Here is a 13,195-nt window from a genome sequence, read left to right as displayed (position 1 = left end):
ACTACACCTCAAACATTCCTTCTAATTCTTCCAAACCTTTAGTTATTTCTTTCTCAAATTCCTTAATTCTTCCTAAAATAATACTTGGAGCATCATAAACTACTTCTTCATATTCTATTTCTTTATATTTATTGATTGAGAGGTCATAGCCATTCTCTCTTATTTCTTCTACTGGTACAAAGAAGCTTTGTTCTGTTCTCCTTCTATCTTCTTCCAATTCTAAGTTAGAGAATCTTTCTATTATATCATTTATGTCATTTTCTTCTACTGGATTCCTCTTATCATCTAATGAATATCCATCAGCTTTCATATCATAGAACCAAACTTTGTCTGTTCCACCCGAACCTGTTTTTGTGAATATCATAATAGCTGTGCTTACCCCTGCATACGGCTTAAATACTCCACTTGGCATTGATATGATTGCTTCTAATTTATGATTGTCAACTATTTCTTTTCTTATATCTTTATGTCCTTTAGTACTTCCAAATAAAACTCCATCTGGAACTATTGAAGCACATCTTCCACCTGTTTTTAGTATTCTAAGGAATAATGCTAGGAATAGTAATTCTGTTTTCTTAGTTTTTGTTACTTTTAAAAGGTCTGCTGATACTGCTTCATAGTCTAAGCTTCCTTTAAAAGGTGGATTTGCTAATACTAAAGTAAATTTTTCTTTATCTGTATTAACTTCTGATAGTGAATCCTTGTATTCTATATTAGGATTATCAACTCCATGAAGCATCATGTTCATAGCTCCAATTCTAAGCATAGTCCTGTCCATATCAAAACCATAGAACATACTATTATTAAAATGCTCTTTTAATCCTTGAACTAAGAATAAATCACCATGATTATCTCTTAAATATTGTTGAGATGAAACTAAAAATCCTGCTGATCCTGCTGCTGGGTCAACTATTATATCCTCTGGTGTTGGTTTCATTAGTTTTACTATCATATCAATAATGTGTCTTGGTGTTCTAAACTGACCATTTGTACCAGCTGTTGCAACCTTTGATAGTAAATATTCATATAAATCCCCTTTAGTATCTTGATCCTTATTAAACTCTAATCCATTTATTCCATCAACTATCTTTGAAAGCATAAGTGGAGTTGGGATCTTGAATATAGCATCTCCCATATATTTTGCATATGCTGATTCCCTATCACCATGTAAGTTCTTAATAAAAGGAAAGACCTTATTTTGAACTATATCATACATTTTTTGAGCATCTCCCTCATTAGAGAACTTGCTCCATCTTAGTTCCTGCTGATCCTCTGGAAATGTTCTATCAAAATCAACTCCTAAAAGAGTTGCCTCTGCTTCCTTTGTTGTTTCAACATCATCTAATCCTTTAATAAATAAAAGATATGTAAACTGCTCTATAACCTCTAATGGATTTGTAAGTCCACCTGTCCAAAAGGTTTCCCAAATCTTATCTACCTTACTTCTTAACTCACCTGTAATCATAAATGTCTTTTTCCTCCAATATTTAATGATTAATACTATTTTTAAAATGCATTTTCTTATTAAATTAATATTATCATTACTATTTTTAATAAAATCTATTTATAGTATAAATTAAATTTGCTCAAAGCAACAACCCAAAAGTTTAATTTATATATTTTAAAATAAAAAAAGTTAAAAGTTACAATGTATATAACTTTTAACCTTAATATTATTTTTAATACTTTTAAATAAACATCTTTTTAATATATTAAACTAATTATCTATAGAAAACTTGAAATTGCATTCACTGAAATTTGAACAAGAAACGTAAAATCCATATCTACTATATCTTTTTATTAATCTTCCATTACAGTAAGGACATCTTACTTCTTCATTTTCATTAAAGTGCTCCACATTATCTTCTATAGCACTAACTATCCTATCATATATTTTAAAAGCATTTTTATTACCATTCGAATATGCATATTTAAATATAGTAGTCATATTTTTATAATCATCAGTTGATGCATCCCAAGCAATATACCGCGTTAAATTGTTTATTGCTTGAATATTTCCTTTCAAAGCTTGATTAATTTCTTTTTGCTTAAAAACTTTTCCTGTATAATATTGAACCTTATTACTATCTTTATAAATACTCTCTTCATATTTAATTTCTTCTAATATTTCCTTTTGAATTTCAGCTTGTCTTATTGCCTCCATCTCTCTTATTCTATTTTGTTCTGCTTTTCTTTGAAGCTCTTCAACTTTCTCTCTAGCTTTTCTTTGAAGTTCTCTTAATTCTCTTTCTTCACATTCCTTTTTACACTTTGATATAAACTTATTCTCTTCTAATCTATATCTCTCAAAAAAATCACAAGAAATAGAACCATCTTCATTTATTTTAACTTCATCCAGTCTATATGAATAAAGAAATATTTCATCATACTTATCATTTATATTTCTTTTATGTATATACTCCATATTTTTCATTAGAATTATCTTCATCTTTTTAATATCTAAAAAAACTGCTAACTTATCTAGCTCATTAAGCATAATTTGTTTGAAAAATGAAAGTTCTATCTGCTTACTTTTCTCTATTAAATATTCTTCATTGCCTTGAAGTATCCATAAAACCTTAATACCAAGCTTTTCATATTCTTTTTGTCTTTCCTGCCATGGAATAATATCTAATCCTAACCTTTGATATTCTACAGCAAGCTTCTCACCACTTTTAAATTCTATGAAAATATCTGTTCTTCTCTTATTATTAAATCTATGGTTAATCCTTAAATTAGAATCTGGATAAAGCTCTTTAAAGTAATTATAAAGAATCATCTTTCCTCTTTTATGCTCCTCAGATTCCTTTAAATCTTCATTATAATAATTGCACTTAATCATACTTATCTTATGAGCAAAATGTGGAATTTTCTTTCTTGGATCTTTAACCTTTAAAATAACATCAAGTCCACACTCTGGACACTTTAATTCTCCACTTTTCCCTGCAATTTTCCATTCTTTCTCCAATTGATAATTTAATGCATAATTATTGTTAGTTATATCATATGCACATATATCTTTTCCTTTGTATTTACATATTTCCATTGTTATTCCCCCTAAATTAGAAATATATATTCTTAATTCAATTAATTTTCTTTAGGAAACTCCTTACTAGGAACAAAACTCTCCTTAGAGTCTTCAATTATTTTCTTAAATACATCTTTATATTTAACTGGATACTTATAGAAAAAACTATTTACATCATCACCTTTACTGCTTATAAATCCATAATGATATTCCATAAAGCCATCCTTTTCTACAGTAAAAGAAAAAGTGTTTCCTTCTTGATGTTTATCAATAATCTTTCCATTCTCCCCAAAGTTTTTAATTAAACTTTCAAATTCTTCTTTTGCATCATGTCCACTATTATTCATATATGAACCTAATGAAAACTCCATTTGCTTATCCTTACTTTTTAGAGTTATTCCAAATTCTAAGTTTGGCCATTCACTCTTTTGAACTTCAAAAAAGTTTGGATATTTAATTGTATCGAATTTTGTTACTAAAGTGTTGTATTCCCATTCCCCATTAATGTCTCCAACCTTCGTAGGATTTTTTCCAATAACAACTCCATAAAGCATATCATTAAGAGCTGAATTATAGTCATTAACCTCCTTAACCTTTAATGGATCACCTCCATTGTAATTAAGGTCTATCTGAAGCATCTTAAGATTACTTGGTATCTTTATTACGCCATTTTTCACTGTAACATTATCGTCATTTTGTAAACTCTCTTTACCTACTTCTTTACTCTATTCATTTGCCACTTTATTACTCTGTTCTTCTTTACTTTCAGATCTCTGAGCTTTTGAGACTTCATTATTTTTATCTATCTTATCTTTATTTAAATCTAAGTCTTCTTTCTTACCATTTTCTTTATTATTATCATCACTTTTATTAGTGTCCTTATTTCCTTCATTACTTGAACTCTCATTGCTAGCAATACTAGAATTTCCTTTATTATTTGTAGGTTCTTGAGTGCTTGTCCCACAACCAACAAATATACTGCTTGCTATTCCTATAGCTAATAACATACTTAATGTTTTTCTCATATTCTCTCCTTCTACCAAACAAATTATGATACCAAGACTTAATTAACATTATATAACATTTATGTTAATTAGTTAAGTTTTATGTTAATAAATTAAGCTTCCTAGCTTATAGCAATATAATATCTACTCTTTAATTATAAAAACTAAAAAGCGTTTATTCTCTTCCCTATTCTCTTGCACTAATAATAAAACTCTAGATTATTTACATATAAACCATAAATTTCTATAGCTAAAATACTCTCTTAAAACAAAATATATTCTTATGAAAATTTTAAAGTCTGTAAATATAAAATAAGACTATATATGACTAGTTTAAAGTTTAATATATGAAATGAATACAAAACATTACTTTTTTATGTATTCATAATCAATAATAAAGTTAAGCAAGGAGTGTAAAAAATGAATGATTTTTTAAAAGAAGCTAAACAAATAAAAGAAGAATTAATAGAATATAGAAGAACAATCCATAGAAATCCAGAAGTAGGCTCAGATTTGCCTAAAACTAAAACTTTTGTACTTAATAAATTAAAAGAATTTGGATATGAACCAAAGGAAATTTGTGAAAGTGGAATAGTTGCAACTATAGAAGGAAATAGCTCAGGTAAAACATTTTTATTAAGAGCAGACATGGATGCATTACCTATGAAAGAAGCTACTGAATGTGATTTTAAATCAGTTAATGGTTGTATGCATTCTTGTGGACATGATATGCACACTGCTATGCTTTTAGGAGCTGCTAAATTACTTAAAAAAAACCAAGATAAAATTGAAGGTACTATCAAATTAGTATTTCAACCAGATGAAGAAGGATTCACTGGAGCTAAAAAAATGATAGAAGCAGGAGTACTTGAAAATCCTAAAGTTGATGCAGCAATGGCTATGCATGTTCACTCAGGAACCCCTTCAAATGTAGTATTATATGGTTTAGGAGGACCTAGTATAGCTGGATGCAATAGGTTTAGAATTGTTGTAAAAGGAAAAGGATGTCATGGAGCAATGCCAGAAACAGGAGTGGATCCTATAAACATAGCTGCACACATATACATATCTTTACAAGAAATTTTAAGTAGGGAAATATCTGCTACTGAACCTGCTGTATTAACAATTGGAAAGTTTTCTGGTGGAGATGCACCAAATATAATACCTGAAGAAGTGATTATGGAAGGTACAATAAGAAGTTTAAATAAGGAATTAGGTGAATTTATTTTCGATAGAATGAATGATATAGTACTATCAACAACAAAAATGTTTAGAGGGGAAGCTAAATTAATTGAATTATCATCAGTACCTCCTTTAGAAAACAATGAAACTTTAGCTACTGAACTTGGGGATTATATGAAAGATATAGTTGGCAAAAATTCTATTATCTCTTTTGAAGGTGGTGGAATGGGATCAGAAGATTTTGCATCTTATTCATATAAAGTACCAAGTGCTTACTTTATGCTAGGTGCAGGTACAAAAGAAGAAAATGAATCATATGGTTTACCAATGCATAATGATAAAGTTACATTTAATGAAGATATATTAGCTACTGGTGCAGCTATTTATGCATACAGTGCAATCATGTGGCTTAAAAATAATAAATAATAATATTTTTAATAAACAAAATATACGATAAATAAATTATAATAAAAATAGTTATGAAATTTTATTTTAAGATTAACCAATGTGTAAATTGACATAATCATTTGTACATTGGTTAATTAATTTAATATAAGTAACCACATAATAATTTTTAGTGAGGTAATATACAAATGAGGATATTAGAAATATTATTTTTCTTATTAAAAAGTAATTGTAAAGTTACAATAAAAGAATTAGCAACAATGTTTGGAGTATCAGCTAAGACTATTCAAAGGGATTTAGATAAACTTTCTATTTTAGGTATTCCTATAATTACATATAGAGGTGTAAATGGTGGAATAAAATTAGATAATAATTATATAATAGCTAAATACATTCTTACAGAAAGTGATTATAAAAATCTAATATTATCATTATATATTTCTGAAAATATAATAGAAAAGTTAAAGAAAGCAGATCTTATTGAAAAATTCAAACTTGTTGATAATAAAAAATGTACTGAAATATTAGAGGAAGTAAAGAATAGATTTATAATAGATTTAGAGAAAGATGATTTAGAAACAAAAGATAGTAAATATAAGATTATTGACCAAGCTTTAGATAATAAAAACCTTATAATAGTAGATGTTAATGGAGCAACATTTGAAGTTTTTCCAATATCTTATGTTTTAAAAAAGGAAGGATTATATTTATATTGCTATGATAGTGAATATAAATTAATTTTAATAAATAATATATCTAATATATCTCAGAGTAAAAAACTATATAATAAACCTATAATAAAGTATGAGGAAAATAAAGAAAATATAAAAGTTATAATATAAAAATCCTAAGAAACCAATTTTTTAATATATAATTATAAAAGTAAGAGACTGCATTCAACTCTCTTGTTTATAACTACTAATAAAATAGAGTTTAAAGTTTTGAATGCAGCCTAAGTTAATTCAGATTTAAAATATCTAAATAGCACATAATTATCCTATGCTATCTAATATCTAAATTTCTACCATTATATATGTTATTTCTTGACTTTCTTATTTATTATCTTCAAGTTGTTTTTATATAAGTCACACTCATAAAGTTCAAATGCTTTTTCATAACATTTTTTAGCTTTTAATATTTCTTTATTTCTTTCATATGCCACACCTAAGTTATTCCAAAACACATCATTATCATCTTCAATTTCTAAAGCCTTCTCATAATAATCAATAGCTGCTGAATACCTTCTTTTTCTATTCATCTCCTCTGCTAACGCTTCTAAAACTTTAGTGTTTTTAGGTTCTAGTTTTTCTGCTTCAATTAATACTTCTTCTATTTTCTTATAATCTTTTAACCCTTTGTATATCTTACTTAAAGTTATAAGAGTACTTACATTCTTTTCTCCAATTTCAAAGTAAGAATCTAGCTCTTCCTTTGCTTTTTCAAAAGATTTTTGATTTATATAATACTCTGCTAATCCTACATAATTATCATAATAAGTATAATCTAGCTCTATTCCTTTTCTAAAACTATTTAGAGCAATTCTTGGTTTATCCATAGCATTCAATGCAAGCCATCCTATTTTACTAAATACTGAAGATCTAACTTCTTTATTTGCCTCTTCATTAAATGCAATCATTTCATAATACTTTCTAGCCTCTGCATAATCCGCTTTATCCCAATAGATATCTCCTAAGTTCTCTAAAGAGTAGGTATGATTTTTTTCTAATTCTAAAACTTTTTTAAAATATACTATGGCTTTATCCAACTCTCCTAATGAGAAATAAGCACTTCCTATAATATTATTTCCATACACATTTTCATTAACATATTTATTTACATCACTAAATTCCTTTAATCCATTCTTTGCAGTTTCGATAGCTTTTTCATATTCACCATTTTCTAAATAAGCCTCTGCAAGATAAAGTAATATTTCATTATCATTAGTATTTCTAAGTAAAGCTTCACAAGTTTTTATAGCCTCTTTAGGATTATCCACTATTAAGTTTGTTATCTCATTTTTTTGAGACTCTGTTATCTTTTGACTTCTTAATTCCTTCTCTTTCTCTAGGAACTCATTCCAAGACTTATTACCTTTTCTTCTATTCTCTCCTCTTTCAAGCAATTGAAGATTTTCTAAGTTAGTAAGTCCCCCTTTAGACATTGGAACTCTATGGTCTATTTCAAATTGACCTTTATTGCTGCTTATGAATAATCCTGTTGCTGATTTATATAAACCATCACCACAGCTATACTTTTCAAAAACATCATTTCTTAACTTATCATAATACTCTGGATCACATTTTTCTAATTCAATTAGGCTCATATGTTCCCTAGCTTCTGCTCCACTATATCTATCATAATCTAAATTATCTGCTTCAATACTATTGATATTGTCCTCTTCCCCTTCTTCTAACCTATAAAGACAGTCATCAATCAATGAAACAAAAAGCTTATGATTTCCATTATAAAATAACTTCAAATAATTACCTTCATCATTCCAATACTTATTAATAAGCTCTCTCTTTGCCTTAACTCCTAAGTCCTTATCAAACACTTCCTTAGCTATTTTGCTCACATCAAATTTCTCTCTATTTTCAAAAGGAACTAGCACTGGCTTTTCTCCAGTTTGTGCATAGTAAAGAATAATGTCCTTAATATCATTTTCCTTACAAGCTATAGATGTATCACACTTACTTAAATAACTTTCCTTTGCTACCTTTAATACTTTATCAATCTCTTCCTCACTTAAATCATCGAGCTCACTTAAAGATAACTCATTAAATATTTCATCTAAATCCTCTATGAATTGTTGAAGCTTTTTGCTAAAGCAATCATAAACCAATATGTCACATATTCTCTTATCTTCATTATCATTATCTATCTTTACTGTAATCTCAAAAGAATATAATCCTACTGGTATTCTCTCTATAAATGAAAGGTTAGAAATCTTATTTTCATCCACTGATTCATCAATATACTTAGCAAAATCCTCTATAGCTTTTATTGATATACGCTCTACTGCCCTTTTACTTCTATCAACTAGGTTTTCTTCTTCTGAGTACATATCCTCAATAAGCTCATTTGGACTTACCCAAGAAATCTTATTTTTCCAATCATCAACAAAACTAACTATGTATGCTTCTTCTGTTCCACCAGCAGCTTTTCCTCTTAAAGCTCTTCCAATCATCTGAGTCATGAGTATTGCAGATGTTGTTTGCCTTGCTAAGAAAACTGTGTGAGCATTTGGTATATCTGTTCCCTCAGTAAGCATATTAACATTAACTAAAACCTCTAAGTCTCCCTCTTTAAAGTCTCTTATTATTCTTTCTTTTTCCTCATTACTTACAGATATCCTTGTAAATTCAGTTTCTAATCCAGATATAATGAAATCAGCCTTAACACCATGCTTCTCAAAAACACTCTTTAACTCTATGGCATGATTTTGATTAATTGCAAAAACTAAGGTTTTACCATACTTTTCTCTATTTTTAAGATAGTGCTCAACTATCATTCTATTTCTATCTTTATTCTTGATAATCTGATTAATTATGTTATCTGGAAGGTTGTCCTTATTTCTTATATTTCTTAATTCATCTTCACTTAAATCAATAACAACCTCAACATTACTCTTCATTTCACTTGTTACAGGTTTAGCTAATATATCTTTATTTATAAGCGTTCTTAAATCTATACTATATGTAATATCATCCTTATAAACTCTCTTCAAAGCTCCTTTTTCACTATCAGCAGTTCTAAAAGGTGTAGCTGTAAGTCCTAATAACTTAACACTTCCTTTAGCATTTTCCTCAACAGCCTTTATAATCTTTTTATACCCTTTAGCAGTAGAATGATGTGCCTCATCAATAACTATAAATATCTCTTCTTGAGTTTTCTTAACCCAATTTTTCACTAAATAGTCAAGCCCACTTCTTAGACTATCTTTACTAGCAATTATCAAATCATCTGAAGGAGCTATATTACAAGATCTATCATGCTTTCCAGAAAGGATTCTATAGTTATAGGATTTCTTCTTTGGAATTAAATTCTCATAGCTATTGTCCATAAAAGTTTTCAAAGCTTGATCCAAAAGTTCATGTCTATGAGCTATCCATAGCACCTTAGAACCCTTATTCAAAACATTCTTAAGAATCCATTGAACAGCAGTAAGAGTCTTACCACCACCAGTTGGTATAACTAATAATCCTTTGTAATCATCAACTGCTTCAACAGCCTTAGTTAACTTACTCATAGCTTCCTTTTGATGAACATAAGGCTTTCTTTTAGCTTCCCCTTCTCTAACCTTTATAGTCCCAAATTTATTCTTTAGTATATTACTATACATATTCTTTCACTTCCTTATACTACTTATAAGTATTTTTATCTTATAAAAAATGTAATTTAATCAAAATTTATTCAATTAACACTTATTATTTTACTATAAAAATATTTCCAATTCCATAAAGCAGAAGATTACTAAGTCTATTTGACAATATAAAATTAAAAGAGCTCTTGTTTATTATTCTATGCCAATAAACAGAACTCTTATATTATTAAAATTTTATTACTTATTAATTTATTTCTATCTAAATATCGAAGTAAAAGTTTATCCTATCTTCTAAAACTCTCCATTCCCTTATATTAACTTCATCAAAAGTTTTTTCTGAAACTTTTTTTATGAAAACTCGCACATTATAATCTTCTCTTTTTTTCTTAATAAATCTATTAAAAATATACTCATTTGCTCCGATACAAGTTTCTGCTATTCCCTTATTGAAATCAACTCTATTATTATCTTTTCCCTCTTCATTTTTCATCCTGTCTTGAATGCAAAAAGATATTAATTTTTTACTTTCATCTACTGAATACCATTGTTGAGCCTTTTTACCTGTTGCTTCATTATGTGCATCCATGTGCTTAACATCTTTTAATAACTTCTCCATAATTACTTACCTCTCATTGTTTAATATCATATACATTTATATTCTATTTATATATTCAAATTCCTTTAATTTATTATCTTCTATCTTCAAATTAGTACTACATAAAATTTTTCTATTATATATTCTCTTTATATCCTATAAAATTCATATTTTTTATTTTTTGCTAATTAAGTGGTATAATTTTCTTGAATTACATTTTAAAGGAGTGTAAGCATGAGTTCTTTATTTAATTATATTTGTAAAAATTATATTCAAGCTAAAACAGAAACTTTTAAAAATCATGAATTAGGTAAAATTCTAAGAAATGATTTACCTAATCAAATTTATTCTAAACTTAATTTAGATAAAAATATTTTTAAAATTACAGGTTCTATTGGACAAGGTAATTGGGCTGAAATTCCTTGGATATCTATATTTATAAAGGATATTACGACCTCTGCAACAAATGGATATTATATTGTTTATCTTTTCAAGTCTGATATGAGTGGTTTTTATTTAAGCCTAAATCAAGGATGGACATACTTTAAAAATAAATATGGTACGAAAAATGGAAAACAAAAAATAATGGAAACATCTAATATTTTAAAAGAAAAACTTTCACCTATTTCAGATACTTTTAATAAAGATAAGATAAATTTATTAGCTTCTGGTAATTTAGGAAAAGGATACGAATTAGGCCATATATGTGGTTGTTATTATGATATAGAAAATATTCCTTCTGATGAAAAACTTATTAACGATTTAAAAGAACTAATCAATGAATACTTAAGATTACAAAAAATTATTGGAAGCAGAAGTTCAGACGAATTTAATGACTTTATTCTATTAAATTCAGATAATAAATTCTTAGATAATGTTGAAGAAGATCAAAAGTTTATAAATAAAGTAGAAGATATTATAAGTAATTCGTTAAAGGATAATTTTCAAATACCTCATAAAGAAATAATAGATGCACCTACTGATCCTCCACAATCTACAACAAACTCTAATAATAAAAAAGTTTGGCCTAGAAATGCTAATATAGCTTCTAATGCACTAATACATTCTTCATACAAATGTGCAATTAATCCTGATCATAATTCTTTTATTTCTAAAAAAACTAAAAAACCTTATATGGAAACCCATCATCTAATACCTCTTTCAAAACAAGATAACTTTGAATTCAGTCTAGATGTTGAAGCAAATATAATTAGTTTATGTAGTAATTGTCATAACTGCATACATTATGGAGTTGATGAAGATAAAACAAAAATGCTTAATGAATTATTTAAAATTAGGAAAGATAGACTATCTAAATGTGGAATAAACATTACATTTAATGACTTACTAGAAGCCTACAATATATATGAAAATGTTATAAATTTAAAAGAAGTAGACTGCATGGAAAATTTGAAATAACATTCTTAATATTTTTAAAGTAACCATAGTCTTTTTTATAACGCCCCCATTTTCTTCTTTATTTATATAGGATAAAATTATATATAGACAATATATAGGAGAGGTTTTGACTATGGATTTTAAAAATGTATATTTAAAGAATTTAAATGAAAGAGATATACACCCTTTTCTTGTAAGATACTTAGCAAAAAAATTGAACGTATACTCAAAAACAATATATCACGAATCATCAACTAAAGGTAATAAAGGTAAAAATGAATGGTTACATCCAGATGTAGTTGGATTTAATCTCCCTGTTGAAAATTGGAGTGAAAAAGTTTTAGAGTTATGTGGTAATTTTTCAATAAATAGAGCAACAGTTTACTCTTTTGAACTAAAAAAGACTATTACTTTAGAATCATTAAGAGAACAGTTCTTCCAAGCAGTATCAAATTCAAGTTGGGCTAATGAAGGATACTTAGTAGGAGTAGATATTGATGTTAAAAATTCAGAACTAATACAAGAAATAAACAGATTATCAATTGCCTTTGGTATAGGAGTTATAAAATTAAACTTAAATAACTGTGAAGAAAGTGAAATTCTCTTCCCTGCTAAAAGAAAAAATGAGCTAGAAGGGGAAACAATGAATAGACTTTTTACTATTAATAATGACTTTAGAGATTTTGTACAAGCTGTACTAGATAGCATAAAGATTAATCATCCTGTTGCAGATAAGTTCGATACTGTTTTACCTAAATCTGGTTTAAAAGAAATACTTGAAACTGCCATATCACCAATTAATAATAGTTATTCTGATATTGATGACTCTAATAACACAACCATAAAAAATACATATTTAGGTTTAGATAGCATCTTTACTGGCCAATCTCCAATTGAACTATGTATAGGAGATACTAAATTTCAAGTAAACAATTGGAAGGATTTATATATACAGGCTTGTAACTACTTAATCGACTTAGATCCAAACCTTTTTATTTCCGCCACTGAAAAAGTAAGAGGCAAAAAAAGAATTTATTTTAGCAAAAATAGGAGTGATGTATTTAAAGCTCATTTATTAGAAAAAGTAGGTCTATATGCTGAAGTTAATTTTAGTGCAAATGCTATAATAAGAACTATTAGACATTTATTAAAAGAGTATAAAATAGATGAAAGTAATATTCTAATTAGTATAGAAAATTAAAATTCACATATAAAAACAAACCCAAAATACCACCTGCTTAACTGGTGGTATTTTTTAT

Annotated in this window: 10 protein-coding genes; 4 read left to right on the top strand and 6 right to left on the bottom strand. The window is 27.4% G+C overall.

Features of this window, described 5'->3' with window-relative positions:
- Position 1: 1 nt before the first annotated feature.
- From AC2JAQ_RS05170 to AC2JAQ_RS05155, 4 genes are all read right to left on the bottom strand, one after another.
- Complete coding sequence (locus AC2JAQ_RS05170) at positions 2–1,465, bottom strand: type I restriction-modification system subunit M (protein ID WP_488458235.1); 1,464 nt, start codon at positions 1,463–1,465, stop codon at positions 2–4.
- Positions 1,466–1,717: 252 nt separating this feature from the next.
- A complete protein-coding gene (locus tag AC2JAQ_RS05165) occupies positions 1,718–3,046 on the bottom strand; it encodes a competence protein CoiA family protein (RefSeq protein WP_488458234.1) in 1,329 nt (442 codons plus the stop codon).
- A 41-nt stretch (positions 3,047–3,087) separates the two neighbouring features.
- On the bottom strand, positions 3,088–3,705 hold the full coding sequence (locus tag AC2JAQ_RS05160) for a hypothetical protein (protein WP_488458233.1): 618 nt from the start codon (positions 3,703–3,705) through the stop codon (positions 3,088–3,090).
- 48 nt (positions 3,706–3,753) lie between these two features.
- The gene (locus tag AC2JAQ_RS05155; protein WP_488458232.1) at positions 3,754–4,053 is read right to left on the bottom strand and encodes a hypothetical protein; all 300 of its coding nucleotides are present in this window, start codon (positions 4,051–4,053) and stop codon (positions 3,754–3,756) included.
- Between the two features lie 399 nt (positions 4,054–4,452).
- On the opposite strand from AC2JAQ_RS05155, the gene AC2JAQ_RS05150 reads away from it, so the two are divergent.
- Both AC2JAQ_RS05150 and AC2JAQ_RS05145 read left to right on the top strand, forming a co-directional pair.
- Positions 4,453–5,640 carry a M20 metallopeptidase family protein gene (locus tag AC2JAQ_RS05150; RefSeq protein ID WP_488458231.1) on the top strand — a complete coding sequence of 396 codons (1,188 nt, stop codon included), beginning with the start codon at positions 4,453–4,455 and terminating at the stop codon, positions 5,638–5,640.
- Positions 5,641–5,807: 167 nt separating this feature from the next.
- Positions 5,808–6,461: a helix-turn-helix transcriptional regulator gene (locus AC2JAQ_RS05145; RefSeq protein ID WP_488458230.1), complete on the top strand. Its 654-nt coding sequence runs from the start codon at positions 5,808–5,810 to the stop codon at positions 6,459–6,461.
- A 194-nt stretch (positions 6,462–6,655) separates the two neighbouring features.
- Here AC2JAQ_RS05145 and AC2JAQ_RS05140 read toward each other — a convergent pair whose 3' ends face one another.
- Positions 6,656–9,961 carry a DEAD/DEAH box helicase family protein gene (locus tag AC2JAQ_RS05140; protein ID WP_488458229.1) on the bottom strand — a complete coding sequence of 1,102 codons (3,306 nt, stop codon included), beginning with the start codon at positions 9,959–9,961 and terminating at the stop codon, positions 6,656–6,658.
- A 241-nt stretch (positions 9,962–10,202) separates the two neighbouring features.
- Complete coding sequence (locus tag AC2JAQ_RS05135; protein ID WP_488458228.1) at positions 10,203–10,559, bottom strand: hypothetical protein; 357 nt, start codon at positions 10,557–10,559, stop codon at positions 10,203–10,205.
- A 213-nt stretch (positions 10,560–10,772) separates the two neighbouring features.
- Here AC2JAQ_RS05135 and AC2JAQ_RS05130 point away from each other — a divergent pair, with 213 nt between their 5' ends.
- Complete coding sequence (locus AC2JAQ_RS05130) at positions 10,773–11,957, top strand: MrcB family domain-containing protein (protein ID WP_488458227.1); 1,185 nt, start codon at positions 10,773–10,775, stop codon at positions 11,955–11,957.
- A 112-nt stretch (positions 11,958–12,069) separates the two neighbouring features.
- Positions 12,070–13,137: a hypothetical protein gene (locus AC2JAQ_RS05125; RefSeq protein ID WP_488458226.1), complete on the top strand. Its 1,068-nt coding sequence runs from the start codon at positions 12,070–12,072 to the stop codon at positions 13,135–13,137.
- The last annotated feature ends 58 nt before the right edge of the window (positions 13,138–13,195 follow it).

The organism is Clostridium sp. LIBA-8553 (assembly GCF_057782465.1).
This window is presented reverse-complemented; position numbering and strand designations above follow the sequence as displayed.